The sequence below is a fragment of the Streptomyces sp. NPDC094147 genome, from assembly GCF_044764265.1.
Classification (GTDB): Bacteria; Actinomycetota; Actinomycetes; order Streptomycetales; family Streptomycetaceae; genus Streptomyces.
Genome location: NZ_JBIWHT010000024.1, coordinates 22,263 through 48,562 on the forward strand (window position 1 = coordinate 22,263; position 26,300 = coordinate 48,562).

The 26,300-nt window shown below is 71.7% G+C and carries 20 protein-coding genes; 9 read left to right on the forward strand and 11 right to left on the reverse strand.

From position 1 onward, the window contains the following. Positions 1-106 precede the first annotated feature (106 nt). Genes ACIQ8J_RS27565 through ACIQ8J_RS27575 form a run of 3 tightly spaced genes read right to left on the reverse strand, consistent with a single transcriptional unit; the run spans position 107 to position 4,004 of the window. Positions 107-2,497: a xanthine dehydrogenase family protein molybdopterin-binding subunit gene (locus ACIQ8J_RS27565; protein WP_403276917.1), complete on the reverse strand. Its 2,391-nt coding sequence runs from the start codon at positions 2,495-2,497 to the stop codon at positions 107-109. A 5-nt stretch (positions 2,498-2,502) separates the two neighbouring features. Continuing rightward, positions 2,503-3,108 (reverse strand): (2Fe-2S)-binding protein, encoded by a 606-nt coding sequence (locus tag ACIQ8J_RS27570; RefSeq protein WP_403276918.1) that lies wholly within the window; start codon positions 3,106-3,108, stop codon positions 2,503-2,505. Between the two features lie 2 nt (positions 3,109-3,110). Further along, positions 3,111-4,004: an FAD binding domain-containing protein gene (locus tag ACIQ8J_RS27575; protein ID WP_403276920.1), complete on the reverse strand. Its 894-nt coding sequence runs from the start codon at positions 4,002-4,004 to the stop codon at positions 3,111-3,113. A 260-nt stretch (positions 4,005-4,264) separates the two neighbouring features. On the opposite strand from ACIQ8J_RS27575, the gene ACIQ8J_RS27580 reads away from it, so the two are divergent. Together ACIQ8J_RS27580 and ACIQ8J_RS27585 are read left to right on the forward strand one after the other, a co-directional pair. Continuing rightward, positions 4,265-5,935 carry a PucR family transcriptional regulator gene (locus ACIQ8J_RS27580; protein WP_403276921.1) on the forward strand — a complete coding sequence of 557 codons (1,671 nt, stop codon included), beginning with the start codon at positions 4,265-4,267 and terminating at the stop codon, positions 5,933-5,935. Between the two features lie 127 nt (positions 5,936-6,062). After that, positions 6,063-6,848, forward strand: a complete 786-nt coding sequence (locus tag ACIQ8J_RS27585; protein WP_403276922.1) for a hypothetical protein — start codon at positions 6,063-6,065, stop codon at positions 6,846-6,848. A gap of 75 nt (positions 6,849-6,923) precedes the next feature. Here the strand turns inward: ACIQ8J_RS27585 and ACIQ8J_RS27590 are convergent, their stop codons facing one another. Beyond that, positions 6,924-7,682, reverse strand: a complete 759-nt coding sequence (locus ACIQ8J_RS27590) for a GntR family transcriptional regulator (RefSeq protein WP_403276923.1) — start codon at positions 7,680-7,682, stop codon at positions 6,924-6,926. Between the two features lie 124 nt (positions 7,683-7,806). On the opposite strand from ACIQ8J_RS27590, the gene ACIQ8J_RS27595 reads away from it, so the two are divergent. Together ACIQ8J_RS27595 and ACIQ8J_RS27600 are read left to right on the forward strand one after the other, a co-directional pair. Beyond that, complete coding sequence (locus ACIQ8J_RS27595) at positions 7,807-8,655, forward strand: (2Fe-2S)-binding protein (protein WP_403276924.1); 849 nt, start codon at positions 7,807-7,809, stop codon at positions 8,653-8,655. A 198-nt stretch (positions 8,656-8,853) separates the two neighbouring features. Then, a complete protein-coding gene (locus ACIQ8J_RS27600) occupies positions 8,854-9,912 on the forward strand; it encodes a DUF2637 domain-containing protein (RefSeq protein WP_403276926.1) in 1,059 nt (352 codons plus the stop codon). Between the two features lie 47 nt (positions 9,913-9,959). Here ACIQ8J_RS27600 and ACIQ8J_RS27605 read toward each other — a convergent pair whose 3' ends face one another. Then, positions 9,960-10,421, reverse strand: a complete 462-nt coding sequence (locus ACIQ8J_RS27605; protein ID WP_403276927.1) for an ATP-binding protein — start codon at positions 10,419-10,421, stop codon at positions 9,960-9,962. A 138-nt stretch (positions 10,422-10,559) separates the two neighbouring features. Here ACIQ8J_RS27605 and ACIQ8J_RS27610 point away from each other — a divergent pair, with 138 nt between their 5' ends. Next, on the forward strand, positions 10,560-13,646 hold the full coding sequence (locus ACIQ8J_RS27610; RefSeq protein ID WP_403276929.1) for an alpha-mannosidase: 3,087 nt from the start codon (positions 10,560-10,562) through the stop codon (positions 13,644-13,646). On the opposite strand, the gene ACIQ8J_RS27615 is transcribed toward ACIQ8J_RS27610, so the two are convergent. Next, positions 13,643-15,385: a pyruvate dehydrogenase gene (locus ACIQ8J_RS27615; protein WP_403276930.1), complete on the reverse strand. Its 1,743-nt coding sequence runs from the start codon at positions 15,383-15,385 to the stop codon at positions 13,643-13,645. The genes ACIQ8J_RS27610 and ACIQ8J_RS27615 overlap by 4 nt on opposite strands. Before the next feature lie 27 nt (positions 15,386-15,412). Next, a complete protein-coding gene (locus ACIQ8J_RS27620; RefSeq protein ID WP_403276931.1) occupies positions 15,413-16,726 on the reverse strand; it encodes a protein phosphatase 2C domain-containing protein in 1,314 nt (437 codons plus the stop codon). A gap of 500 nt (positions 16,727-17,226) precedes the next feature. Here ACIQ8J_RS27620 and ACIQ8J_RS27625 point away from each other — a divergent pair, with 500 nt between their 5' ends. The 3 genes from ACIQ8J_RS27625 to ACIQ8J_RS27635 all read left to right on the forward strand — a co-directional run bounded on the left by ACIQ8J_RS27625 (position 17,227) and on the right by ACIQ8J_RS27635 (position 19,238). Beyond that, positions 17,227-18,207, forward strand: a complete 981-nt coding sequence (locus ACIQ8J_RS27625) for a helix-turn-helix domain-containing protein (protein WP_403276933.1) — start codon at positions 17,227-17,229, stop codon at positions 18,205-18,207. Positions 18,208-18,324: 117 nt separating this feature from the next. Further along, the gene (locus tag ACIQ8J_RS27630) at positions 18,325-18,807 is read left to right on the forward strand and encodes a DUF456 domain-containing protein (RefSeq protein ID WP_403276935.1); all 483 of its coding nucleotides are present in this window, start codon (positions 18,325-18,327) and stop codon (positions 18,805-18,807) included. 65 nt (positions 18,808-18,872) lie between these two features. Continuing rightward, positions 18,873-19,238 (forward strand): PPOX class F420-dependent oxidoreductase, encoded by a 366-nt coding sequence (locus ACIQ8J_RS27635; protein WP_403276936.1) that lies wholly within the window; start codon positions 18,873-18,875, stop codon positions 19,236-19,238. A gap of 2 nt (positions 19,239-19,240) precedes the next feature. Here the strand turns inward: ACIQ8J_RS27635 and asnB are convergent, their stop codons facing one another. From asnB to ACIQ8J_RS27650, 3 genes are all read right to left on the reverse strand, one after another. Next, a complete protein-coding gene (gene asnB / locus ACIQ8J_RS27640) occupies positions 19,241-21,082 on the reverse strand; it encodes an asparagine synthase (glutamine-hydrolyzing) (RefSeq protein ID WP_403276938.1) in 1,842 nt (613 codons plus the stop codon). A gap of 178 nt (positions 21,083-21,260) precedes the next feature. Continuing rightward, positions 21,261-22,361, reverse strand: coding sequence for a calcium:proton antiporter (locus ACIQ8J_RS27645; RefSeq protein ID WP_403276940.1), 1,101 nt, complete (start codon positions 22,359-22,361; stop codon positions 21,261-21,263). Positions 22,362-22,403: 42 nt separating this feature from the next. Beyond that, positions 22,404-23,780 carry a bifunctional transcriptional activator/DNA repair enzyme AdaA gene (locus tag ACIQ8J_RS27650; protein ID WP_403276942.1) on the reverse strand — a complete coding sequence of 459 codons (1,377 nt, stop codon included), beginning with the start codon at positions 23,778-23,780 and terminating at the stop codon, positions 22,404-22,406. Between the two features lie 754 nt (positions 23,781-24,534). On the opposite strand from ACIQ8J_RS27650, the gene ACIQ8J_RS27655 reads away from it, so the two are divergent. After that, positions 24,535-24,786, forward strand: coding sequence for a hypothetical protein (locus tag ACIQ8J_RS27655; protein ID WP_403276943.1), 252 nt, complete (start codon positions 24,535-24,537; stop codon positions 24,784-24,786). 270 nt (positions 24,787-25,056) lie between these two features. On the opposite strand, the gene rsgA is transcribed toward ACIQ8J_RS27655, so the two are convergent. Further along, entirely contained in the window at positions 25,057-26,172 is a 1,116-nt protein-coding gene (gene rsgA / locus ACIQ8J_RS27660) for a ribosome small subunit-dependent GTPase A (protein ID WP_403276627.1), read from the reverse strand. Positions 26,173-26,300 lie beyond the last annotated feature (128 nt).

Here is a 26,300-nt window from a genome sequence, read left to right on the forward strand (position 1 = left end):
TGAAGCGGGTCCGCGAGCGGTGCGGCTGCTTGTTTGCTCCGGGCGGTGCGGGCGGTCGGAAGTGTGACGTTCCTGGGAGGCACACACCGCCCGGAGGGCTTGGGGATCAGGCTCCGGTGCCCGTGAGGTGCTCGGGGCGGACCGGGGTCCTGTTCAGCTCCAGACCCGTCGCGTTCCGGATCGCCGCGAGGACGGCCGGAGTCGAGGAGAGGGTCGGGGCCTCGCCGATGCCGCGCAGGCCGTACGGCGCGTGCTCATCGGCCAGTTCGAGCACGTCGACGGGGATCGTCGGCGTGTCGAGGATGGTGGGGATCAGGTAGTCCGTGAAGGAGGGGTTGCGCACCTTCGCGGTCTTCGGGTCCACGATGATCTCCTCCATGACCGCCACGCCCAGGCCCTGGGTGGTGCCACCCTGGATCTGGCCGACGACGGACAGCGGGTTGAGCGCCTTGCCGACGTCCTGGGCGACCGACAGCTCGACGACCTTGACGAGGCCGAGCTCGGTGTCCACCTCGACCACCGCGCGGTGCGCGGCGAACGAGTACTGGACGTGGCCGTTGCCCTGGCCGGTGTGCAGGTCGAAGGCCTCGGTGGCCCGGTGGCGCCACTCCAGCTCCAGCTCCACGACCTCGTCCTCCAGGACGTCGACCAGATCCGCGAGGATCTCGCCGCCGTCGGTGACGACCTTGCCGCCCTCCAGGAGGAGTTCGGCGGTGGCCCAGGCCGGGTGGTACGAGCCGAACTTGCGCCGGCCGATCGCCAGGACGGCCTCGCGGACGTTCTCGCAGGTGTGCTTGACCGCACCGCCGGTGACGTACGTCTGACGGGAGGCGGACGTCGAACCGGCCGAGCCGACCTGGGTGTCGGCCGGGTGGATGGTCACCTGCGTGACGCCGAGCTCGGTGCGGGCGATCTGCGCGTGGACGGTGACACCGCCCTGGCCGACCTCCGCCATCGCGGTGTGCACGGTCGCGACCGGCTCACCGTTGATGACCTCCATGCGCACCTTGGCGGTGGAGTAGTCGTCGAAGCCCTCGGAGAAGCCGACGTTCTTGATGCCGACCGCGTAGCCGACACCCCGTACGACACCCTCGCCGTGCGTGGTGTTGGACAGACCGCCGGGCAGCGCGCGCACATCGGCCTGCTCGCCGGCGGTCAGCCACTGCTGCTCGGGCGGCAGCGGGCGCGCCTTGATGCGGCGGAGCAGCTCGGCGACCGGGGCGGGCGAGTCGACCGGCTGGCCGGTCGGCATGATCGTGCCCTGCTCCATGGCGTTCATCTGGCGGAACTCGACCGGGTCGATGCCCAGCTTCGCGGCCAGCTTGTCCATCTGGGCCTCGTAGGCGAAGCACGCCTGCACCGCGCCGAAGCCGCGCATGGCGCCGCAGGGCGGGTTGTTGGTGTAGAGCGCGATCGCCTCGATGTCGACGTCGTCGATGACGTACGGGCCGACGCTGAGGGACGAGGCGTTGCCGACGACCGCCGGGGAGGCCGACGCGTAGGCGCCGCCGTCCAGGACGATCTTGCACTTCATGTGCGTGAGCTTGCCGTCCTTGGTGGCGCCGTGCTCGTAGTAGAGCTTCGCCGGGTGCCGGTGGACGTGCCCGAAGAAGGACTCGAACCGGTTGTAGACGATCTTGACCGGCTTGCCGGTGCGCAGCGCGAGGAGGCAGGCGTGGATCTGCATCGAGATGTCCTCGCGACCGCCGAAGGCACCGCCGACGCCGGATAGCGTCATGCGCACCTTCTCCTCGGGCAGGCCGAGGACGGGGGCGATCTGCTTGAGGTCCGAGTGCAGCCACTGGGTGGCGACGTACAGCTCGACGCCGCCGTCCTCGGAGGGCACGGCGAGGCCGGACTCGGGGCCGAGGAAGGCTTGGTCCTGCATGCCGAAGGTGTACTCGCCCTTGACGATGACGTCGGCCTTCTTGGCGGCCTCGTCGGCGTTGCCGCGGACGATCGGCTGGCGGTGCACGATGTTCGGGTGCGGGACGTGGCCGATGTGGTGGTCGTCGCGGCCCTCGTGGACCAGGACCGCGTCGGGGGCGGTCGCGGACGCCTCGTCCGTGATGACCGGCAGCTCGACGTACTCGATCTTGATCTTGGCGGCGGCGCGGCGCGCGGTCTCCGGGTGGTCGGCGGCCACGAGCGCCACCGGCTCGCCGTGGTGGCGGACCTTGCCGTGGGCGAGAACCGGGGTGTCCTGGATCTCCAGGCCGTAGTTCTTCACCTCGGTGGGCAGGTCGTCGTAGGTCAGCACGGCGTAGACGCCGGGCATCGCGACGGCCTCGGAGATGTCGATCGACTTGATCTCGGCGTGCGCGACGGTGGACCGGAGCGTCTGGCCCCAGAGCATGTCCTCGTGCCACATGTCCGAGGAGTACGCGAACTCGCCGGTGACCTTGAGGGTGCCGTCCGGGCGCAGCGTCGACTCGCCGATGCCGCCCTTGGTCTTGGAACCCTGGGTGATGTTGGTGGGAGTACCAGTGGTGGCCATGATCGTCAGACCGCCTCTTCCTGACGGGCGGCCGCGAGGCGGACCGCGTCGAGGATCTTCTCGTAACCGGTGCAGCGGCAGAGGTTGCCGGAGAGCGCCTCACGGATGTCCTGGTCGGACGGCTCGGCGTTCCGCTCCAGGAGCTCGTCGGCGGCGACCAGGAGGCCGGGGGTGCAGAAACCGCACTGCACGGCGCCGGCGTCGATGAAGGCCTGCTGGATCGGCGAGAGGGCCAGCGGGTCGCTGCCCGCCCCTCCAGTCTGGCTGTCGGCGGGCTTGGCCTGCCAGCGCTGGGCGGCGTCGATGGACGTACCGCAGGCTCCGGAGGCGCAGCCGCCGCCGGGGTGGCTGTCCTCGCGGTGCTTGGCGTAGTCGGCCAGGCCCTCGACGGTGACGACCTCGCGGCCCTCGACCTGACCGGCCGCGACCAGGCAGGAACACACCGGAACGCCGTCCAGGCGGACCGTGCAGGAACCGCACTCGCCCTGCTCGCAGGCGTTCTTCGAACCCGGAAGACCCATGCGCTCACGCAGCACGTAGAGAAGGCTCTCGCCCTCCCAGACGTCGTCGGCTTCCTGCTTGCGGCCATTGACCGTGAAATTCACGCGCATGGTTATGCAGCTCCTTCAAGGGTGTTGCCGGTGCCGCGGTACTGCTCCCAGGTCCAGCCGAGCGTGCGGCGGGCCATGATGCCGACTGCGTGCCGGCGGTACTTCGCGGTGCCTCGTACGTCGTCGATCGGGTTGCAGGCGCCGGAGGCGAGCTCCGCGAACTGCTTGGCGATCGAGGGGGTGATGATCTTGCCGCTCTCCCAGAACCCGCCCTCTTCTAGCGCGGCGTTCAGGAATTCCTCGGCGGCCTTGGCCCGAACGGGGGTCGGAGCGGCGGAGCCGATGCCGGTCCGGACCGTACGGGTCTCGGGGTGCAGGGCGATGCCGAAGGCGCAGACCGCGATGACCATGGCGTTGCGGGTGCCGACCTTGGAGTACTGCTGGGGGCCGTCCGCCTTCTTGATGTGCACGGACTTGATCAGCTCGTCGGGCTGCATCGCGTTGCGCTTGACGCCCGTGTAGAACGCGTCGATCGGGATGAGCCGGACGCCGCGTGCCTGCGACTCGACCTCGACCTCGCAGTCGGCCGCGAGCAGCGCCGGGTGCGCGTCGCCGGCCGGGGAGGCGGTGCCGAGGTTGCCGCCGACGCCACCGCGGTTGCGGATCTGCGGGGAGGCGACGGTGTGCGAGGCCAGCGCGAGGCCGGGGAGCTCTGCGCGCAGGTTCTCCATGATCTGGGTGTACGGGACGGAGGCGCCCAGAATGACGTTCTCCTCGCCGACCTCCCACTCGCTGAGCAGCCCGATGCGATTCAGGTCCAGGAGGTACTCGGGCCGGCGGTGGTCGAAGTTGATCTCGACCATCACATCGGTGCCACCCGCAATGGGCACAGCGGTGGGGTGCGCTGCCTTGGCGGCGAGCGCCTCCTCCCAGCTGGCGGGGCGAAGGAAGTCCATGAGTGGCTCTCTTCTTCTCAAATTCGGGGTCGTTCGCGCGGGTCCCGGGGACGGCAGGCCCTCGACATCTCGGTCGTTCACGTGCTGTTAACGCGTTGTGAAATCAGTACACAAGCCGGGCTGCCGCGGGTGCAGTCACTGAAACCATGAAGGAGTTGGCTGGTCTCCGCTCACGTCTTGTAGATTCGTATGAAAGGCGGTGCTCCGTTACCTCACCGCTTTCCAACGGCAACATCAAGACAGATCGGCGGCGACACGCGATGCGGCTGCGCGCACTTCTGGAGACCGAGGCGCTGGGGCTGCGGCTGCTCGGCGGCGAGGACGAGCTGGACCGCACGGTACGTGGGGTGATGACCACGGATCTGCGGGATCCCAGCCGCTATCTCGCGGGCGGCGAGCTCGTCCTGACCGGCCTCGCCTGGCGGCGGGACGCCGAAGATTCCGAGCCATTCGTACGCATCCTCGCGGGTGCCGGCGTGGCGGGCCTGGCGGCCGGCGAGGCCGAGCTCGGCGCGATCCCGGACGATCTCGTGATGGCTTGTTCTCGTCACCGCCTCCCGCTGTTCGCGGTGAACGAGTCGGTCGCGTTCGCAACCATCACCGAGCACGTGGTGCGCCAGGTCTCGGGCGAACGTGCGGGCGACCTCGCCGCGGTGGTGGACCGCCACCGCAGGCTCATGACCTCCGGCCCGGCGGGGGGCGGCCCCGAGGTGGTCCTCGACCTGCTCGGCTCCGACTTGGACCTCCGGGCCTGGGTGCTCTCCCCCACCGGCCGCCAGATCGCGGGCGCGGGCGACGCGCTGGCCCCGGAGACCGGCGCCGCGCTGGCCGCCGAGCACCTGGGCGCGACCCGCACCGGACGCCGGGGCCCGCACCGGGCCACCGTCGACGGCGTGACCTACTCGCTGTTCCCGATCCGCAACAACGGACGCGGCGCGGCGCCCGCCGCCCGCGACGTGCGCGAGACGGTGCTTTCGGACTGGCTGCTCGCCGTGGAGGCGGACGCTAGCGACTGGCCCGCGGCCCGGCTCGACCTCCTCCAGGGCGTCACCCAGCTGATCGCGGTGGAGCGCGACCGGCGCGACGCGGCCCGCGCGGTGCGCCGCAGACTCGCCCAGGAGGTCCTGGAGCTGGTGCAGACCGGCGCCGCGCCCGCCGAGATCGCGGCCCGCCTCAGGGTCGCGGCCCCGGTGCTGCTGCCCGGCCTCGGCTCGGCGCCGCACTGGCAGGTCGTGGTGGCCCGGGTGGACTGGGAGCGCGACGGCGGCGCGGAGATCGCGGCCGGACCGGTCGCCCAGTCGCTCCTGGAGGAGATCCTGGTCGACCCCGCGGTGATCGGCTCGGAGTCCTCGGACCGGATCGCGGTGGCCCACGCGGGCGACGAGGCGATCGCCCTGGTGCCGCTGCCCTCGGTCGCCGCCGAGAGCCCGGAGGGCGGGCTGCACGCCGACGCGCTGCTGACGGCCGTGCGCGCACCGCTCTCGGCGGGCCTCGCCGACGACGGCCGGCTGACACTGGGGGTCAGCGCCGCGGTGCACTCCGCCGAGGGGCTGCGCGGCGCCCTGGAGGAGGCCCGGCACGCCCGCCGGGTCGCCGCCGCCCGCCCCGGCCGGGTGTGCGCGGCCGGCCACCACGAGCTGGCCTCGCACGTACTGCTGCTGCCCTTCGTGCCGGACGACGTGCGCCGCGCCTTCACGGCCCGCCTCCTCGACCCGCTGCGCGACTACGACCGCCGGCACCGGGCCGAGCTCATCCCGACCCTGGAGGCCTTCCTGGACTGCGACGGATCGTGGACGCGGTGCGCCACCCGGCTGCACCTCCACGTCAACACGCTGCGCTACCGGGTGGGCAGGATCGAGCAGTTGACGGCCCGTGACCTGTCCCGGCTTGAGGACAAGCTGGACTTCTTCCTGGCGCTTCGTATGAGCTGACAGTCGATTCGAGTCGGGCTCGGACGATTGTGAACTGATTCACGCACCCCCCTTGGCCCGGCGTGCCATTCCGTGCTGAGATGCGGAATCGACTCAACAGCTCAATGGCGCGCTCGGGGAGGGCAACGTGGCGCATACCGCCATGTCTGGTTCCGGAACGACTGCAGATGACGGGGATCCGCTCCAGACCGCGGTATGGCGGCTGCGCTCGCGCGGCTGCTGGACGGACGCCGCCGCCCTGCTCGAACCGCACGCGGCGGCACCGGCCGGCGCGCTCCAGCGCACCGCCCTGCTGACCGAGCGCTGTGTGTACACGGAGTCCGGCTGGGCGGAGGCCGACGAGGCGCTGCGCGCCGCCGAGGCGGTCGCCCAGAGCGACGAGGAGCGCGGCGCCGCCGCCTGCGAGCGGGGCTATCTCGCTTACGCCGCAACGCTGTTCGGGGTACGGGACCGGGCGGACGAGGCACGCTCGGCGCTCGGCCGGGCCGCCGCGCTGACCGCCCCCACCGGGCGCGAGAGGGCGCTGCTCGACTTCCGGCGCGGGCTGCTCGCCGAGAACGTGGCCGACGCTCCCCAGGCGGCCCGCGCCGCCTACCAGCGCGCCCACGAGGGTGCCGCCGAGCACGGCGACACGCTGCTGCTCTCCTTCACCTGGCGCCACCTGGCCGGACTCGCCCTGCGCGACGGCGAGTTGGCTCAGGCACGGCACGGCTTCTCGGAGTCCCTGCGCATCCGCGAGGAGCTCGGCTACCTCATCGGTACGGCCCCGGCCCTGGCCGCGCTGGCCGACAGCGAGGAGGAGCCGGTCGCGACGCGCCTGCGCACGGAGGCGGCCCGCCTCGTCCGCCTCCTCAAGGTCCCGACATGGCTGGCGGCCCGTTTGGAGGCGGCGCCGCCCGCGGCAGCGATGTGACGATGCCTCAGATCCACGAACAGGCCTCTCCCGCAAGGGAGTTGGCCTGACCGCTCGGGGATCGGCGGCAGACGCTCAGAGTGCGGATCCCGTGAAGTGTTCCCGTACCAGTGACTGGACGACCGGGAGGTCGCGGGCGCACAGCGCGTCGAGCAGGGCCAGGTGTTCCGCCGCGTCGGCGATCAGGTCGGCGCGGCGGGCGACCGGCGCCGCGGTCAGCGGCCACTGCGAGCGCCGGTGCAGATCGTCGGCGACCTGGACGAGCTGCTCGTTGCCCGACAGGGCGAGGACCGCCCGGTGGAAGGCCCGGTCGCACTCGGCGTAGCCGGCCCGGTCGCCGGTCGCGGCGGCCACGGTGGTGGCCTCGGCGAGCGGGCGCAGTTCGGCCCAGCGGCCCACCGGCACGGTACGGGCCAGCCGCAGCATCACCGGAACCTCGATCATGGCCCGCACCTCGGCGAGCTCCGCCAGCTCGCGCGGGCTGCGTGCGGTGACCCTGAAGCCCCGGTTGGGTACGACCTCGACGGCGCCCTCGATGCTGAGCTGCTGCATCGCCTCGCGCACGGGCGTCGCGGAGACCCCGAACCGCTCGGCGAGCACCGGCGCCGAATACACCTCGCCGGGCACCAGTTCGCCGTCGACCAGGGCGGTGCGCAGCGCGGCCAGGACCTGACCGCGCACCGAGTGGCGGTGGACGGTGCGGGGCGGCGGCGGCTCGCTGTGGGTGTGCTCGCCGCGGGCGTCGCCGACGGGGGCGGCGCCCCTGGCCTGTTCCGGCACGCGGGACGCCCCGGACTCAGGCACCAACGCCTCGCACGCTCTGCCCTGCTCCACCCCTGCCTCCTACGGCTCCGTCCGCCCCACACAGACCATAGGCGGACAAAGCGCGAGTTCAAACATCGCCGATGTCCGCTAAGGTAAGCCTTACCTGCCAACGATCGTGATTCGGTGGTCCCGCATGACCGTCTCCGCCTTGCTGCCCAGCCCCGCGCCGAGCCCCGTCCAGGGCTCCTACGCCCGTCTCGCCGAGGTGTTCCCCGCGCTGCGGATCACGGAGCTGGCACCGGCGGAGCAGACGCCCATGGGTGCGGGCTGGGTCGGCGCGGCGGAGCTCGCGGCGGGCGGCACGGCCCTCGACGCCTTTCTGGCCTGGGACGACGCGCAGGTCCTGCGGGACTACGGCCACCAGGCGCGCCCCGACGTCATCGCCTCCTTCGGCTTCCACCGCTACGCCTGGCCCGCCTGTCTTCTCGTGACGGCGCCCTGGTTCCTGCGGCGGCGGGTGCCGCGGGTACCGGTCGCCGACGTGGCGTTCCAGCGGGCGCGCGGCCACATGACCGTACGGGTACGGGAGTTCGCGTGCCTGCCGGACGATCCGGCGGCCGGACTGCCCGGCGCCCGCGTCGTACCGGACGAGGAGGCGCTGCGCGGCGAGGTGCGGGCCGCGGTGGCCGAGCACCTCGGGCCGGTCCTGGACGGTTTCGGGCCGCGGATGCGGCGCGGCAAGCGGGCACTGTGGGGCATGGCGACGGACGAGATCGTCGAGGGGCTCTGGTACGTCGGCGCTCTGCTCGGCGAGGAGCCGCGCGCGATGGCCGAACTCGACGCGCTGCTGCCCGGCACCGCGAAGCCCTATGTGGGCAGGCCCGGTTTCCGCGAGCTGACCGGGCCCGACGGGCGGCCGCTGCCGACCCGGGACCGGGCGAGCTGCTGCCTCTTCTACACCGTGCGCCCCGAGGACACCTGCGTCACCTGTCCGCGGACCTGCGACGCCGACCGCGTGATGAAGCTCAGCACCGCGTCCTGAAATCCATGCCACCCGTCCAGGTGAGCGCCAGTCGAACCCAACTCGCGCGCCGGGCACGGCAGTTCGAGCGAATGCCCCCTATTTGACTGCCCTCGGCCGCTGTTGGCCCTCTCTTGCCCCGAAACCCCCTGCCGTCCCGTACGGCAGGAGCAGTATGGCGGCCGATACGCCCTAAGCGATTCAAGGGACTGACACGGCATGCGACTGACCGACATATCGCTGGACTGGCTGCTTCCGGGCGGCGTGATGATCGTGGGGGTCGTCGTGGCTTTGGTGGTGCTCGCGCGCGGCAAGCGCGCCGGTGACAATGCCTCTGGCGACGACTCCTGGGAACGCAGTGAGGAGCGCCGCAGAAGGAAAGAGGCGGTGTACGGCACCGCCTCCTACGTGCTCCTGTTCTGCTGTGCGGCCGTGGCCGCCGCGCTCTCCTTCCACGGCCTGGTCGGCTTCGGCCGGCAGAACCTCAATCTGACGGACGGCTGGGAGTACCTGGTCCCGTTCGGCCTCGACGGCGCGGCCATGTTCTGCTCCGTACTCGCGGTGCGCGAGGCCAGCCACGGTGACGCGGCGCTCGGCTCGCGCCTGCTCGTGTGGACCTTCGCGGGCGCGGCGGCCTGGTTCAACTGGGTGCACGCCCCGCGCGGCGCGGACCACGCGGGCGCCCCGCAGTTCTTCGCCGGGATGTCGCTCTCGGCGGCGGTGCTCTTCGACCGCGCACTGAAGCAGACCCGCCGCGCGGCCCTGCGCGAACAGGGCCTGGTGCCCAGGCCGCTGCCGCAGATCCGGATCGTACGGTGGCTGCGGGCCCCCAGGGAGACGTTCGGCGCCTGGTCGCTGATGCTCCTGGAGGGGGTGCGCACGCTGGACGAAGCGGTCGACGAGGTGCGTGAGGACCGGCGGGCCAAAGAGGCGAACAAGCTCCGCAGGCGCGACCAGGAGAAGCTGGACCGGGCCCACTTCAAGGCGCTCAGCCGGCAGAACCGCGCCTGGGGGCGCGGCAGGACCGGCGGCCGCCAGGTCGACGTCCAGGGAATCGGCCCCGGCACTGGCTCCGCGCAGCCCAAGGCTGTCGCGGAGCCGGCCATAGCCGAGCCAGGACAGCTGCCCGTGCGAAACCGGCCCTCCCTCCTGGCCGTCACCGCTGAGGCCTCGGCGGCCAGGACCGTGGACCTCACCGCCGAGGACGACACCCAGGCGTTGCCCAGGCTCGACTCCCTGGAGCGCAAGCTGAAGGACCTTGAGCAGCAGTTCGGATAGCGCCGTGTGCGTGCCGCCGCGTGTTCAGGGGCCGGGGGGGACACCCCCTAGGGCGTCGTTCCCTTCCCCAGCTCGAACCAGACGACCTTCCCCATGCCGTGCTCGTGCACGCCCCAGGCGTCGGCGAGTGCCTGGACGAGCAGCAGCCCCCTGCCGTGCGTACCGTCGTCGGCGGACGGTGCGTGCGGTGTGGGCAGCGCGGCCACGAAGTCCCGCACCTCCACGCGCAGCCCGGCTTCCCCGACGGTGGCCGTCACCACCGCTCCGTGATCGGTGTGGACGAGCGCATTGGTCACCAGTTCACTGGTGAGCAGCTCCGCCACGTCCAACGCCCCCGAATGCCGCGACGGCCCGAGAAGTTCCCGTAGCTCGCGACGGATTTCGTGTACCGCGCTCAGATCCGCGTGCCCCACTCTCCTGCGCAGCAGACGCTGGTCCGTCTGCGGCGCATCAGGTGTCCGGACGGGCCCGCTCCCCGCGGGGCCGAGTCCTGCCTGATGCCCTGTCATAACCCCCACCTGCACGTTGTGACGACCTTCCTCGCTCGAACATGCACACGGGATGCATGCCCCGACCCGGCGCCGTCACGCATGGTGATTCCTCAAGGACCGAAAGGGAAACCCTTGGGGGAGAGCTGAGGAGTCGCGATGCATGACGACCGATCACTGGTGGAGGGCCGTCTGGAGCGGGCCCTGCGGCAGTTCGTCCGCCCGGCGCGGTACGCCGCCCGGGTGCCGCTCACCCTGGCCGCGTGGCACGCACCGGGCGAGCCGGTGCCCGTCGCCGAGGCGTTGACTGCGGCATACGAGCCGTTCGCGGCCGGTACGGAGTGGGGCCGTCCATGGTCGACCAGCTGGTTCCGGATCGAAGGGCGGGTGCCCGAGGCGTGGGCGGGACGCAGGGTCGAGGCGGTCATCGACCCCGGTTTCACCGGAGCGGGTCCGGGCTTCCAGGCGGAGGGCCTGGTGTACGACGCCTCCGGGATCCCGCTGAAGGGCATCCACCCCCGCAACCGGCATATTCCGGTGGCGGCGCCCGCGGTGGGCGGCGAGGAGGTCGCGCTGCTCCTTGAGGCGGCCGCGAATCCTGAGGTGCTGCACGACTTCGAACCGACCCCCCTCGGGGACGTACTGACCGCGGGGCATCAGCCGATGTACCGATTCGCGGCTGCCGATCTCGCCGTACTCGACCACGAGGTGTGGCATCTGGTGCTGGACGTCGAGGTGTTGTCGGAGCTCATGCACGAGCTGCCCGCCGACCGGGCGCGGCGGCACGAGATCCTGCGCGCCCTCGAACGCATGCTGGACGCCCTCGACCTGCACGATGTGGCGGGCACCGCGGTGGCGGCGCGCGCCGAGCTGGCCGGTGTCCTGTCCCGTCCGGCGGCGCCCAGCGCCCACCGGGTCTCGGCGGCGGGCCACGCCCACATCGACTCGGCGTGGCTGTGGCCGCTGCGCGAGACGGTCCGCAAGGCCGCGCGCACCTTCGCCAATGTGACGGCGCTCGCCGCCGACTACCCCGAGCTGGTCTTCGCCTGCTCCCAGGCCCAGCAGTACGCCTGGGTGCGCGACCACCAGCCGCACATCTGGCGCCGCATCAAAAAGGCGGTACAGGACGGCAATTGGGCTCCGGTCGGCTCGATGTGGGTGGAGTCGGACGCCAACATGCCGGGCGGTGAGGCGCTGGCCCGGCAGATCGTGCACGGCAAGCGCTTCTTCCTGGCGGAGCTCGGCGTGGAGACCGAGGAGATCTGGCTGCCCGACTCCTTCGGCTACACCGCCGCGTTCCCGCAGCTCGCGAAGCTGGCCGGGGTGAAGTGGTTCCTCAGCCAGAAGCTCTCCTGGAACCAGACGAACCGGATGCCGCACCACACGTTCTGGTGGGAGGGCATCGACGGCACCCGCGTCTTCACCCACTTCCCGCCCGTGGACACCTACAACTCCCAGCTCCACGGCGCCGAACTCGCCCACGCGGAACGGAACTTCAGCGAGAAGGGCCTCGCCACCTCCTCGCTCGTCCCGTTCGGCTGGGGCGACGGCGGGGGCGGGCCGACCAGGGAGATGCTGGAGAAGGCGCGCCGGCTGCGCGATCTGGAGGGCTCGCCGCGGGTCACCGTCGAGAAGCCGTCGGCGTTCTTCGCGGCCGCGGAGGCCGAGTACGGGGCACAGGCGCCGGTGTGGTCGGGCGAGCTGTATCTGGAGCTGCACCGGGCGACCTACACCACCCAGGCGAAGACCAAGCAGGGCAACCGGCGCAGTGAACACCTGCTGCGCGAGGCCGAGTTGTGGGTGACGGCCGCGGCGCTGCACTCCCCCGCGTACAGCGTCCCGTACGACGATCTCGACCGATTGTGGAAGACGGTGCTACTGCATCAGTTCCATGACATCCTGCCCGGTTCGTCCATCGCCTGGGTGCACCGCGAGGCACGGGAGACGTATGCCCGGGTGCGCGAGGAGCTGGAACGGATCATCGCGGGCGCCGTCTCGGCCCTGGGGAGAGCGCGGACGGTGGTGCTCAACTCGTCGCCCTACGCGCGCTGCGAGGTGGTCGAGGCGGCGGCACAGGACGCTCCGGACGGCCAGCCGCTGCCCGGGGGCCGAGCCCTCCTCGCCGTCCACGCCAAGCCGCTCGCGGCGACGGCGGTCACGGCGACGACTCCCCCGACTCCACCAGTGACGACCCGTCAGGACGGCTCAAATATCCTCCTGGACAACGGAGTTGTACGAGTGGTCATCGATCGCGAGGGGCTTCTCGCCTCGGTGCGCGATCTCGCCGCCGACCGTGAGGTCCTCGCCCCCGGCAGCCGGGGCAACCTCCTCCAGCTGCACCCCGACCACCCCAATCAGTGGGACGCCTGGGACATCGACCGGCACTACCGGCGCCGGCACACCGATCTCACCGGTGCGGACGCGGTCGAGCTCGTCGAGCGGGGCCCGCTGCGGGCGGCCGTGCGGGTGGTGCGGAGCTTCGGCACGTCGCGGATCGTGCAGGAGATCCGGATGACGTCCGGCAGCGCGCGCATCGACATCGTCACCGAGGTCGACTGGCGCGAGTCCGAGAAGGTGCTCAAGGCGGCCTTTCCGCTCGACGTGCACGCCGAACGGTCCACCGCCGAGATCCAGTTCGGCCACGTGCACCGCGCCACCCACGTCAACACGGGGTGGGACGCGGCCCGGTTCGAGATCTGCGCGCACCGCTGGCTGCGGGTCGCCGAGCCGTCGTACGGCGTGGCCGTCCTGAACGACTCGACGTACGGACACGATGTCACCCGGGTGCCGCACGCCGCCGGGCTCGGCACCACCGTGCGGTTGACGCTGCTCAGGGCGCCGCACAGTCCGGACCCGGCGACCGATGTCGACCGGCACCGCTTCACCTACGCACTGCTGCCGGGGGCGGAGGTGACCGATGCCGTCGCGGCGGGTCTGGCGCTGAACCTGCCGCTGCGCATCGCACCCGCCGCCGAGGTCGCCCCGCTGGTCACGGTGGATTCGCCGGCGGTGACGATCGAGGCGGTGAAGCTCGCCGAGGACCGAGGCGGCGATGTGGTGGTACGTCTCTACGAGTCGGGCGGCGGACGCGTCCGGGCGAATCTGCGGCCCGGATTCCCGTGTACACGGGCGCAGTTCACCGATCTGCTGGAACGTCCGCTGGACGAAGCCCCGCTCTCGGTGGGCGGAATCGCCCTGGAACTGCGCCCGTTCCAGATCGTGACGCTGCGGCTGAGCAGGGACTAAGGGCGAGGCACATTGCGGAGGTTGGAGCGGGCCATCTGGAGCATGCGGCCCACTCCGCCGTCCAGGACGATCTTGCTGGCGGACAGGGCGAAGCCGGACACCATCTCGGCGCTGATCTTCGGCGGGATGGAGAGCGCGTTGGGGTCGGTGACCACGTCGACCAGGGCCGGACCCTTGTGCTTGAAGGCGTCCTTCAGGGCGCCCGCGAGCTGCTTGGGCTTCTCGACGCGCACTCCGTACGCCCCGGCCGCGCGGGCGATCGCCGCGAAGTCGGGGTTGCGGTTGGTCGTACCGTACGAGGGCAGCCCGGCGACCAGCATCTCCAACTCGACCATCCCCAGCGAGGAGTTGTTGAAGAGCACGATCTTCACGGGCAGCTCGTACTGGACCAGGGTGAGGAAGTCACCCATCAGCATGGCGAATCCGCCGTCGCCGGACATCGAGACCACCTGGCGCCCGCGGTCGATGAACTGGGCGCCGATGGCCTGCGGCAGGGCGTTGGCCATCGAGCCGTGGCTGAACGAACCGATGATCCGGCGCTTCCCGTTGGGCGAGATGTAGCGGGCCGCCCAGACGTTGCACATACCGGTGTCGACGGTGAACACGGCGTCGTCGTCAGCGAGTTCGTCCAGGACGGAGGCGACGTACTCGGGGTGGATCGGGACGTGCTTCTCCACCTTGCGGGTGTACGCCTTGACGACGCCCTCCAGCGCGTCCGCGTGCTTCTTCAGCATCTTGTCCAGGAACCGGCGGTCCGTCTTGGCCTGGACGCGCGGCGTCAGACACCGCAGGGTCTCCTTCACATCCCCCCACACCGCGAGGTCCAGCTTCGAGCGGCGGCCGAGGTGTTCGGGGCGTACGTCGACCTGGACGATCTTCACGTCGTCGGGCAGGAAGGCGTTGTAGGGGAAGTCGGTGCCGAGCAGGATCAGCAGATCGCACTCGTGGGTCGCCTCGTAGGCGGCGCCGTACCCGAGCAGTCCGCTCATGCCGACGTCGTACGGGTTGTCGTACTGGATCCACTCCTTGCCGCGCAGCGCGTGCCCGACCGGCGACTTGATCCGCTCGGCGAACTCCATCACCTCGGCGTGCGCCCCGGCGGTGCCGCTGCCGCAGAACAGGGTGACCCGGTCCGCCTCGTCGATGAGCGCGGCGAGTTTGCCGATCTCGCTGTCGCCGGGGCGCACCGAGGGCAGGGACGTCACCAGGGCGTGGTCGACCGCCTTGTCGGGGGCCGGTTCGGAGGCGATGTCGCCGGGCAGCGACAGGACGCTGACACCGCCCCGGCCGATCGCGTGCTGGATCGCGGTCTGGAGCACGCGGGGCATCTGCCGGGGGTTGGAGATCAGCTCGCTGTAGTGGGAGCACTCGCGGAACAGCTGGTCGGGGTGGGTCTCCTGGAAGTATCCGAGGCCGATCTCGGAGGACGGGATGTGGGAGGCGAGGGCGAGGACGGGGGCCATCGAGCGGTGGGCGTCGTACAGGCCGTTGATGAGGTGGAGGTTGCCCGGCCCGCACGAGCCGGCGCACGCGGCCAGCTTCCCGGTGAGCTGGGCCTCGGCACCGGCCGCGAAGGCCGCGACCTCCTCGTGCCGGACCTGGATCCAGTCGATGGCGGAGTTGCGGCGGATGGCGTCGACTACGGGGTTGAGACTGTCGCCGACGACTCCGTACAGCCGCTTGACGCCCGCGCGGGTGAGGATGTCCACGAACTGCTCTGCAACATTCTGCTTGGCCATGGGTCCATCAACCCATGGCCCCTGCGGTTACGCCTCCCAGACTGCGACAGCCGTACGGTCGTCGGCGTAGCCCTTCACCCTGAGCTGTACGTCGGCGAGGAATCCGGCGAGGCCCGGCGGCTCGGGGCGGGCCCAGCGTTCGGCCAGCTCCTTGGCGAGGGCGGGCTCGCCGAGCAGGGGTTCGGCGAGCCCGCCGCTGCACAGCAGGAGGGTGTCGCCGGGGCGGGCCACCGAGGCCCGGAAGCGGAACGGTTCGCCTGGGGGCGGGGGCGGGTCGATGTAGGGGCGTACGGGCTCGACGGTGCCCAGGTCCATGGTCAGGCGGTCGCCCTGCGCGGTCTCGGCGGGCGCCGAGCCGAAGCCGACCACCGGCTCCCCGGCGACGGTCCCGGGCTCGGGCACGGCGGGCTCTATGTCCTGCCAGACGCCGCCGCGCAGCCGGAACAATCCGCCGTGGCCGACGCCGAAGAACACCCGGGTGCGGCAGGCGGGGTCGGCGGAGAGCAGCAGGCAGCGCAGGCTCGCGGTGTACTCCTCGGGCTGCGCGCCGAGCTCGGCCGCGCGGGCCCGCAGCATTCCGTAGCTGCGGTCGGTGAGCCGGTGCAGCCCCGACTTGAGGTCGCCCCGCCGGCCCGCCCTGATGTCCTCGCCGAGCCGGAGGTGGCTGCGGCCTATGGCCCCGCCGATCCAGCGGCAGGCGTCGGCGGCGGCGAGGTGCGCGGCGTCGGTGGCCCGCGCCCCGCTGGCCACGGCCACCAGGACCAGGGCGTCCTCGCCGTGGCCGAACCGTGCGGTGAGCAGCGCGTCGCGGCGCGGCTCGCCCCGGTAGCGGGCGGAGTCGCCCCGCGAGGAGGCGGCTCGCAGCACGTATGCGCCGTAGCGGGCGCCGTCGAGGACGGTGTCGGCGACCAGCTCTGCGAGGGCGGTGGGGTGGGCGGTGGGCAGTGCGGTGGGTTCGGCGTCGTAGGTGGGGGGGCCGTCACCCACATGACCCGTGCGGGGCCGGGTCGGCGGGGTGAAGTCGGCGGGGTTCTCCGGTTCGGCGGGGTCGGGCGGGGCGGTGACCGGGGCTCCCGCCAAGGGGGGTGAATCCTGTCCCCCGGCCCAGCCCGGCGGCAGGTCCGGTGGGGCTGGGGCCGCTGGGACCGATTCCCACCAGGCGGTGGGACCGCGCGGCGGGACGCCCTCCCCTGCGCCCGAACTCACCGTGTGCGACGCCGAGTTGAAGCGGTCGTCGAGGCTGTCGCCCGAAGCGTCGGGCCCAGCATCCGGTGCCGACTCGTCATACAGCCGGCTCCACCAGTCGCCGTCGGAAGGCGGCCTCTCCCCCTGCTGGCTCATGCCCTTATTGTCCACCTCCCGGGGCGTACGAAAACGGGGCATCGGGAAAAATCGGCCGACGGACCGGCTGCGTGGCCAACGCACCGCGTACGCGTTCACCACGGTCCGGGTGACCGAATTGCCGCTGGCGTCGGCCAGTTCGGCCCTGAGGGTCACGTTCTTCGAACCGGCGCCCGCGTGCCGTCCACCTGCCGCCCTGCCACGCGGTCCTCGCCTCGGTCCAGGTCGTACCGCCGTCGTAGGAGTACGACAGGATGTCGCCGTCGCATCCGGCGGCCCAGGCGAGGTCGACGCCGTTGACGGCCATCGTGCCGGACAGAACGGTCCGAGCCGACCTGGCCGCCGCGGTGTCGTACACCAAATGCCCTATTCCCGGAGGCTGTTGGTGCTGCGGTGGGTCGACATTGGCAGAGGGGCGGGAGATACGGGGATGATGTTGTGAGGCGGGTTTGCGCCGGGGCGGATTCCCGCCGTCGCGCGGGTGAGAAAGGCGGTCCGGGGTGCTGGGAGCGATAGGGCTCGACGAGACGCAGGAGTCGGCGTACCGCGCCCTGGTCGCGGTCGGCGCGGCCGAGGTGACGGACCTCGCGCACCGGCTCGCGCTGCCCGAGAGCGAGACCGAGCGCGCGCTGCGGCGCCTGGAGCGGCAGGGCCTGGCCGCCCAGTCGTCGGCCCGCACGGGGCGGTGGGTCGCGGCCCCGCCGGGGGTCGCGCTGGGCGCGCTGCTCACCCAGCAGCGCCACGAGCTGGAGCAGGCCGAGCTGGCGGCGGCGCTGCTCGCCGAGGAGTACCGGGCCGAGGCCGCCGCGCCGGCCGTGCACGATCTGGTCGAGGTGGTGACCGGCGCGAGCGCGGTCTCGCACCGTTTCCACCAGTTGCAGCTGGGCGCGGCCGACGAGGTGTGCGCCCTGGTCACCGGCAGGCCGGTCGCGGTGGCCGGGATGGACCACGAGTCCGAGGAGCGGGCCTCGATCCGCGGGGTGCGCTACCGGGTGGTGATCGAGCGCGAGGTGCTCTCGCTGCCCGCCGGAATCGTCGAACTGACCGCCGCGCTCAGCCGGGACGAGCAGGTGCGGACGGTGGACCGGGTGCCGACCAAACTCGTCGTCGCCGACCGCAGCCTCGCGATGGTGCCGCTGACCGGCCGGGACGCCGAACCGGCCGCGCTGGTCGTGCACGCGAGCGGGCTGCTCGAATCACTGATGGGCCTGTTCGAGGCGGTGTGGAAGGACGCGCTGCCGCTGCGGCTCGGCGGCGGGGGGCGGGGCATTGTCGAGGAGGGCGCGGGCCCGGACGCGACGGACCTGGAGATCCTGTCGCTGCTGCTCGCCGGGATGACGGACGCCAGCGTCGCCAAGCAGCTCGAACTGGGTCTGCGGACCGTGCAGCGCCGGGTCAAGGGCCTGATGGAGCTCACGGGCGTCGCGACCCGGCTCCAGCTCGGCTGGCACGCGTACGAGCGCGGCTGGGTGGCCCGCTGAGCGCTCGTTAGCCGGCCGGGGGTCAGTCGCGCAGTTCCCCGCGCCCCCTTGAGGGCGCGTTCCGAGCCGCACCTGCCCGGAACTGCGGGAACGGGCCGCTTACTGCACCCTTGACTGATGGGCGTGTGGCAGCTGCTCGGGGTCGCCGCGGTGATGCTGATGGGCCTGTGCGGGGTGCTGGTCCCCGGCGTCCCGGGACCGGCGATCGTGTGGGCCGCCGTCGCGTGGTGGGCGCTGGACGACACCACGGGCCTCGCCTGGGCCGTGCTGGCCGGAGCCACCGGCGTACTCCTGCTGAGCCAGGCCCTCAAGGCGCTGCTGCCGCCGCGCCGCTTCAAGGGGACCGGGGTGCCCAGAAGGTCTGTGCTGACGGCCGGGGTCGCCGCGGTCGCCGGGTTCTTCCTGCTGCCGGTGGCGGGCGGGATCGCGGGGTTCGTCGGCGGCCTCTACGGCGCGGAGCGGCTGCGGCTCGGCAGCCACGGGGACGGCTGGGCCTCGGCCCGCACGGTGCTGCGCGCGGGCGGCTACTCGGTGATGGTGGAGCTCTTCGCCTGCCTCCTGGTGGTGGGGGCCTGGGTGGGCGCGGTGATCTGGGGCTGAGCCCCGCGCGCCCCTCGGTCCGCATCCCGGTGACGGCGCGGTGGCAGGCGTGTGAGGCTGGCACCATGACCGAATTCAGCGAGGCCGAGCGCACCTACCTCAAGAGCCAGCGGCTCGGCCGGCTGGCCACCGTGGACGCGAAGGGCCAGCCGCAGGCCAACCCCGTCGGGTTCTTCCCGCAGGACGACGGGACGATCCTCATCGGCGGCTACGCGCTCGGCACCACGAAGAAGTGGCGCAACCTCCAGGGCAACCCGAAGGCCGCCCTGGTGGTCGACGACGTGGTGAGCGTGCAGCCGTGGAAGGTGCGCGGCGTCGAGATCCGCGGAACGGCCGAACTCCTCACCGGGCCCCACGAGTTGGGCCCGCACTTCAGCGAGGAGCTCATCCGCATCCACCCGCACAAGATCCACAGCTGGGGGCTTGAGTAGCCCTACGCCATCTTCAGCTCCGGCTTGTACAGGTCCAGCCAGATCGCCAGGTCCAGCGTGCGCTCCAGGCCGCGGCGCGAGGCCTGGTGGATCTGCGGGGCGCTCACTTCGGCGGCCCGGCGCAGGCCGTCGCGGTCGATGATGTCGAAGACCGGGTGGGAGGGCTTGGCGAGGAGATCCTTGGCGTGGCCCTGGAGGGCGACCGCGTACTTCGGGTCCTGTGTGGACGGGTAGGGGCTCTTCACGCGGTCGTACACGGACTGCGGGATGACGTCCCTGGCCGCCTCCCGCAGCAGGCTCTTCTCGCGGCCGTCGAAGGACTTCACCGACCAGGGCGCGTTGTAGACGTACTCGACGAGCCGGTGGTCGCAGAACGGCACCCGCACTTCGAGTCCGACGGCCATGCTCGCGCGGTCCTTGCGGTCGAGCAGGACGCGGACGAAGCGGGTCAGGTGGAGGTGGCAGATCTTGCGCATCCGGTACTCGAAGTCGCTCTCGCCGTCGAGGCGTTGGATGCCGGTGACGGCGGTGTCGTAGGAGTCCTTGATGTAGGCGGGGAGGTTCAGCGCGGCCGCCAGGTCGGGGCGCATCAGTCCGGAGTCGTCGCCGAACTGCTCGGCGAACCGGACCAGCCAGGGGAAGGTGTCGGCGTTGCGCGCCTCCTCGTCGAAGAACTGCTTGTAGCCGCCGAAGACCTCGTCCGCGGACTCCCCGGACAGCGCGACCGTGGAGTGTTCGCGGATCGCCTTGAACAGCAGGTACAGCGAGGTGTCCATGTCGCCGAAGCCCATGGGGATGTCCCGGGCCCGGATGACCTTGGCCCGCACCTCGGGGTCCGCGAGCGACTGCGCGTCCAGGACGATGTCCTGGTGGAGGGTGCCGGAGCCGCGGGCCACGTCGTGGACGTACGGGGTGTCGGGGGTGGCGCGGAGTTCGTCGGCCACGAAGTTGTCGGTCTGGCCGACGAAGTCCACGGCGAAGCTGCGGACCTGTTCGCCGACGGCGCCGAGCTGTCGGGCGGCGAGCGCGGTGAGGGTCGAGGAGTCGAGGCCGCCGGAGAGCAGCATGCAGCGCGGTACGTCGGCGACGAGCTGGCGCCGGACGATGTCGTCGAGCAGTTCGCGGACGTGGGCGACGCTGGTGTCGCGGTCGTCGGGGTGGGGGCGGGTTTCGAGGGCCCAGTAGGTGTGGGTGCGCAGGCCGCCCCGGTCGAGGGTGACGACGGTGCCGGGCTCGACCTCCTTCATGCCGTCCCACACCGCGTGTCCGGGCGTCTTGACGAAGGTGAACAGTTCGCGCAGGCCGTCGAGCGAGACCGAGCGGCGGGCCAGCGGGTTGGCGAGGATCGCCTTGGGTTCGGAGCCGAACAGGACGCCGTCGGCGGTCTCGTAGTAGTAGAAGGGCTTGATGCCCATCCGGTCGCGGATCATGACGAGGCGCTGGCTGCGCTCGTCCCAGATCGCGAAGGCGTACATGCCGTTGAGGCGTTCGGCGACGGCTTCGCCCCATTCGAGGTAGCCGTGCAGGACGACCTCGGTGTCGGAGTCGGTGGTGAAACGGTGGCCCCGGGCGGCCAGTTCGGCCCGGAGCTCGGTGAAGTTGTAGGCCTCGCCCGAGTAGACGAGGGCGACGGTCTTGCCGCCGGCCTCGACGGTCATGGGCTGGCGGCCGCCCGGAAGGTCGATGATCGCGAGCCTGCGGTGGCCGAGGGCGGCCGGCCCGTTCGCCCAGACACCCCGGTCGTCGGGGCCCCGGCAGTCCATCGTCTCGGTCATCGCATCCAGGGTGTCCCGCTCGGCGCGCAGTTCACGGTCGAAGGAGATCCAGCCGGTGATGCCACACATGGTTCCTCCTGCTTCGCCTCTCCGGCCGGCGGGGGGACGAGCCGCCGGCCGAATCGGATGTATCGAGCATCTATATTTCGATCGTGTGACTCCGGGGGCGGTCCGTCAACACGGGCGTAACGCGGGTGACCTGAAAGCACCGCCTAGTCGGCCGGAACGTATGCCGTTGGGACACCCCCTAGGGACTGACCGCGAGGACGATGTACGCGGCGAACAGCGAGAGGTGCACGCCGCCCTGCATCAGGGTGGCGCGGCCCGGCACGACCGTGAGGATGCCGACCGCGACGGTCAGCGCGAGCAGCACCATGTGGCTCGCGCCGAGGCCGAGCACCAGCGGCCCGGACAGCCAGATGGACGCGAGGGCGACCGCGGGAATGGTCAGGCCGATGCTGGCCATGGCGGAGCCGAGCGCCAGGTTGAGGCTGGTCTGCACGCGGTCGCGGCGGGCGGCCCGTACCGCGGCGATGGTCTCGGGCAGCAGCACCAGCAGCGCAATCACCACGCCCACGACCGAGGCGGGCAGGCCGGCCGCGGCCACCCCGCTCTCGATGGTCGGCGAGACCCCCTTGGCGAGGCCCACCACCGCGACGAGCGCCACCCCGAGCAGGGCGACGCTGGTCCAGGCGGTGCGCGCGGAGGGCGGGTTGGCGTGCGCGTCGTCCCGCATCACCTCGCCCTGCTGGGTCACCGGCAGGAAGTAGTCGCGGTGGCGCACGGTCTGGGTGGCGACGAAGAGCCCGTACAGGAAGACCGAGGCGATCGCGGCGAAGATCAGCTGCGCGGGCGAGAACTCGGGGCCGGGCTTGCTGGTGGTGAAGGTGGGCAGGGCGAGGCTGAGGCCCGCGAGCGTGGTGACCGTGCCGAAGGCGGTGACGGTGCCCTCGGCGTTGAAGACGGCGAGTCTGCGGCGCAGGGCGCCGACCAGGAGGCACACCCCGACGATGCCATTGCAGGTGATCATCACGGCGGCGAAGACGGTGTCGCGGGCGAGCGAGGCGTTCTTGTCGCCGCCGTCCGACATCAGGGTGACGATCAGAGCGACCTCGATGACCGTCACGGCGACCGCGAGCACCAGGGAGCCGAACGGTTCGCCCACCCGGTGCGCGACCACTTCCGCGTGGTGCACCGCGGCGAGCACGGCCCCGGCCAGGAAGCAGGCGACCAGCGCGACGAGCCCGCCGGGCAGCGAACGCCCCCAGGTCAGCGCGAGCAGCACCACGGCGAGCAGGGGCACCACCGCCGACCAGCGGTCCAGGGGCAGGCGCGCGAGACTGATCATGCCTTCGACGTTCCCAGAACCGGCCCGCCCCCGCCCGTCGGACTACTTCTCCGTGGCAGCCGCTACGACCTGGTGCCGGTGGGCGTACGAGCGCCAGGGCCGCCAGGCGTCCTCCCCCGCCGCTCCCCGTCCCACGTCGGGGTCGCCGAGCGCGCGCGTCCGGATCACCGCGACGGTCTCCTCGTCCATTCCGGGCAGCGTACGCAGCGTCCGTGCGGCCTCGTCGCGGTCGGCGCCGGCGTCGAGGCGCAGGGTGCCGTCGGCGAGCGCGGTCGCGAGGGCGGCGAGTCCGGGGTCGGGGTGGGCGGCGAGCAGCGCGGGTTCCGGGAACAGATGGGTGAGCCTGCCGCAGGGCAGGTCGAGCCGCTTCCCGTACGTCTCGACCACCGCGGCCGCGCGTTCCCTTCCGGCCAGCGCCCGCACCGCGCACTCGTCGGGATCCGCGGCGCCCGGCGAGCGCAGCCCCGGGGTGCGTCCGACCAGCGGGGCGAGCCCCGGGTCGGCGCCGAGCCGCTCGTCGACGGCGTACGGGTCGGCGTCCAGGTCGAAGAGGCGCCGCAGCCGCTGTACCGCGGTGGTGAGGTCGCGCAGATCGGTGAGGTGGATCCGGGCGTCCAGCCAGCCCTGGCGGGGTGCGGTGTGCGCGGGGGCCGCCTCGTCCACGGCCACGACGCCGGTGCCGTGGGGCAGCCGCAGGGTGCGGCGGTAGGTGCGGGCGCCCGGCTCGCCGACGACCTCCTCGACGTGCTCGACCGCCTCACCCGCCAGGAGGTCGAACGTCTCCTTCGTGGCGTACGCGCCCCGGTAGGCGAGCCGGAGCGGAACGCCGGCCGCCGCCGCGACGCCGGGCTTGGTGGCCCGGGTGCCCGCCTCCGCGCGCAGGGCGCTGGGGGTGCGGGCGTAGATCTGCCGGATGGTGTCGTTGAACTGCCGGACGCTGGCGAACCCGGAGGCGAAGGCGATCTCGGTGACCGGGAGCGCAGTGGTCTGGAGCAGCACCCGGGCCGAGTGGGCGCGCTGGGCCCTGGCCAGGGCGACCGGGCCCGCGCCCACCTCGGCGGTGAGCTGGCGCTGCACCTGCCGGGTGCTGTAGCCGAGCCGGGTCGCGAGCCCCGGTACGCCCTCCCGGTCCACCACACCGTCCCCGATCATGCGCATGGCCCGGCCCACGACGTCGGCCCGCGCGTTCCACTCGGCGGAACCGGGCACGGCGTCCGGGCGGCAGCGCCGGCAGGCCCGGAAGCCGTGGCCCTGGGCGGCGGCCGCGCTGGGGAAGAACCGGACGTTCTTGCGCCGCGGGGTGACGGCGGGGCAGCTGGGCCGGCAGTAGATGCCGGTCGTCGCCACGGCGAAGAAGAACTCCCCGTCGAACCGGGCGTCCCTGCTGCTGACCGCCTCGTACTGAGCGTCCTGATCCATCACGCAATCCAGTGTGCGACCCCGCCGCACCACCGGCTGGCGCTTTTCGGACGCGAAGCTGAACGCCGAACGCCGAGCCCGGCGAAAATCCATCCCCTTGGGGGAGATCGAGGAGCGGGGGTCCGTTTCCGGGTCCCGCTCGCACTCGGCCTGACAGCGCGGTCCCCCTGACACGCCAAGTCCGCCTCCCCGCCGCCCTGTTGACGGGACGACGCGCGCGGGGGCTTGGTGGTGCGGGTCAGCCGTCCACGACGTTTGTCGGCGCCCATGGAAACACCAACTCGCCGTGATTCAAAGGGAATTGGTCCGCCGAGGCACGGTCCTTGTTCGCCTCTCGCTCCGGCTCGGCACAGTGGCCACCACGGGCGGTCGGCTCGGGGCACCCGGGGGTCGAGCAAGGGGGGCAGGGCCAACGGGGCATGGGGTACCTCCGAACAGGGGTTGGGGATCGTTTCGCTCGCCCCGTTCGGATGAAGGAAGACACAGTTGGGTGTTCAGGGCTGACGCGTTCTCAGCAGGCGAGATGAGTCGTTCACGCATGCAGGCGCCAGGCTTGGCAGGTTGTACCTGCTGGAGACGGTGAACGCGACCCCTGACTTGTGCCGGCCATGGAAGAAGTCTCCGTGACCGGTTGAGCCTCAGGAACCCCGTATGGCAGCTCCGATGAGCGCTGCGGGAGATATCGGATTAGCCTCCGAATTGAGCGCTAAGTGGATCTTTTAATGGTGCGCTCCACTCGACCCAAGGAGGAGAAATGCGCAAGCTTCACAAGGCCGCTGTTGCGGCCGCCATCCTCGGTAGCATGTGCTTCATAGGCACCGGCACCGCCGCCGCGCAAGGCGCGGACGTGCGTGGCGGCTGCAGGTCCCACGACCTGAACGTCGACATTCTCGGCCAGGTCGGGCTGCTCAATGGCCTGTTGGGCAATGCGCTCAACGGCGAGGGCGATCCAGGCGCACAGTTCGACGGCGTCGGTTCGGAATGCGGACACGGCGGCCGTCACTGAGCAACAGGGAATCGCGTAACGCAATTCACCGAAATGGGTCTCGGCGCCGGGCTGGTGGCCCGGCGCCGAGACCTGCCTCCGCCGGTGGGCTTTCCCGCGTGTGGGGCGAGGCCCCATGAGGTTCCGTCGGGCATGGCCCACCGGCGCGGCTCGTTGGCCAACTCCATGAAGTGGGCGTGCAGTTCCTGAAGTTCGGATTCATGGGGCCCGACACCCAGTGAATCCCAGGGTGTTGGATCTACTGGGGCGGAGCCCCCCGTCACCCCGGGATCAGCGCGATCCCCCTCGCTTCAGAGCCGCGTTCGCCCGTCCCTCCGCTCCCTTCGCCTTCCAGTCCCGCCGGATCTCCGCCCGAAGCCGCGCATCCGTCTTGGCCACGATGCGCTGGTTCTCCCGCATCAGCTTCCGGTAGCTCTCCAGGCGCCGCTCCGGGAGCGAGCCGTCCTCGATCGCGCCGAGCACCGCGCACCCCGGCTCCGCCTCGTGCGCGCAGTCGTGGAAGCGGCAGTCCGCGGCCAGTTCCTCGATCTCGGCGAAGACCTGGCCTACGCCGGACTCCGCGTCGTAGAGGCCGACCCCGCGCAGGCCGGGCGTGTCGATGAGGACGCCACCGCCGTCCAGCACCAGGAGGTTGCGGGTGGTCGTGGTGTGGCGGCCCTTGCCGTCGACTTCGCGGGCGGCCTGGACCGCCATCACCTCCTCGCCGAGCAGCGCGTTGGCGAGCGTGGACTTGCCGGCGCCGGACTGCCCGAGCAGCACGCTCGTACCGCCCGCGACGACCGCCGCGAGGATGTCGACACCCCCGCCCGTCGCCGAGCTGACCGGCAGCACCTGCACGCCGGGCGCGCTGGTTTCCACGTCCTGGACGAGGTAGGACAGACCGGTCGGGTCGGGGACCAGGTCCGCCTTGGTGAGGACGACGAGCGGCTGGGCGCCCGACTCCCAGGCCAGGGCCAGGAAGCGTTCGATGCGGCCGAGGTCGAGCTCGACGGCGAGCGACACCGCGATGATCGCGTGGTCGACGTTGGCCGCGAGGATCTGCCCCTCGGACCGGTTGGAGGAGGTGCTGCGCACGAACGCGGTCCTGCGCGGCAGATACGTACGGACGAAGCGGGGGTCGCCGCCCGGTTCGACGGCGGCCCAGTCACCGGTGCAGATGACCCGCATCGGGTCGTGCGGGGTGACGAACGCGGTGTCGGCGCGGAGCGTGCCGTCGGCGGTCACCACGTCGCACTGGCCGCGGTCGACCCGTACCACCCGGCCGGGCACCAGGCCCTGTTCGGCGTACGGGGCGAACTCCGCGGCCCAGCCGTCGTCCCAGCCGTATGCGGCGAGCGGGCGCGACGGAGCGGAGGTGTTGAACGGAGGGAGGAACGAGGAAGACAAGGGGAACCCTTCACAAGGGTGGCCCCGGCGCCACGCGCACCGGCGTGGAGGAAGAGGTCGGTCAGCCGGAGGCCACGGGGATGCGATTGATGAACTTCTGGATGCGGGCAGCGCCCATCGCAGTGACA

Coding starts and splice junctions, on each gene's coding strand:
- ACIQ8J_RS27580 (WP_403276921.1), top strand. CDS start 4,265: ATGCGGCTGCGCGCACTTCTGGAGACCGAGGCGCTGGGGCTGCGGCTG.
- ACIQ8J_RS27575 (WP_403276920.1), bottom strand. CDS start 4,004: ATGGACTTCCTTCGCCCCGCCAGCTGGGAGGAGGCGCTCGCCGCCAAG.
- asnB (WP_403276938.1), bottom strand. CDS start 21,082: ATGTGTGGCATCACCGGCTGGATCTCCTTCGACCGTGAACTGCGCGCC.
- ACIQ8J_RS27650 (WP_403276942.1), bottom strand. CDS start 23,780: ATGGATCAGGACGCTCAGTACGAGGCGGTCAGCAGCAGGGACGCCCGG.
- ACIQ8J_RS27635 (WP_403276936.1), top strand. CDS start 18,873: ATGACCGAATTCAGCGAGGCCGAGCGCACCTACCTCAAGAGCCAGCGG.
- ACIQ8J_RS27570 (WP_403276918.1), bottom strand. CDS start 3,108: ATGCGCGTGAATTTCACGGTCAATGGCCGCAAGCAGGAAGCCGACGAC.
- ACIQ8J_RS27630 (WP_403276935.1), top strand. CDS start 18,325: ATGGGCGTGTGGCAGCTGCTCGGGGTCGCCGCGGTGATGCTGATGGGC.
- ACIQ8J_RS27565 (WP_403276917.1), bottom strand. CDS start 2,497: ATGGCCACCACTGGTACTCCCACCAACATCACCCAGGGTTCCAAGACC.
- ACIQ8J_RS27655 (WP_403276943.1), top strand. CDS start 24,535: ATGCGCAAGCTTCACAAGGCCGCTGTTGCGGCCGCCATCCTCGGTAGC.
- ACIQ8J_RS27600 (WP_403276926.1), top strand. CDS start 8,854: ATGCGACTGACCGACATATCGCTGGACTGGCTGCTTCCGGGCGGCGTG.
- ACIQ8J_RS27610 (WP_403276929.1), top strand. CDS start 10,560: ATGCATGACGACCGATCACTGGTGGAGGGCCGTCTGGAGCGGGCCCTG.
- ACIQ8J_RS27605 (WP_403276927.1), bottom strand. CDS start 10,421: ATGACAGGGCATCAGGCAGGACTCGGCCCCGCGGGGAGCGGGCCCGTC.
- ACIQ8J_RS27620 (WP_403276931.1), bottom strand. CDS start 16,726: ATGAGCCAGCAGGGGGAGAGGCCGCCTTCCGACGGCGACTGGTGGAGC.
- ACIQ8J_RS27615 (WP_403276930.1), bottom strand. CDS start 15,385: ATGGCCAAGCAGAATGTTGCAGAGCAGTTCGTGGACATCCTCACCCGC.
- ACIQ8J_RS27595 (WP_403276924.1), top strand. CDS start 7,807: ATGACCGTCTCCGCCTTGCTGCCCAGCCCCGCGCCGAGCCCCGTCCAG.
- ACIQ8J_RS27645 (WP_403276940.1), bottom strand. CDS start 22,361: ATGATCAGTCTCGCGCGCCTGCCCCTGGACCGCTGGTCGGCGGTGGTG.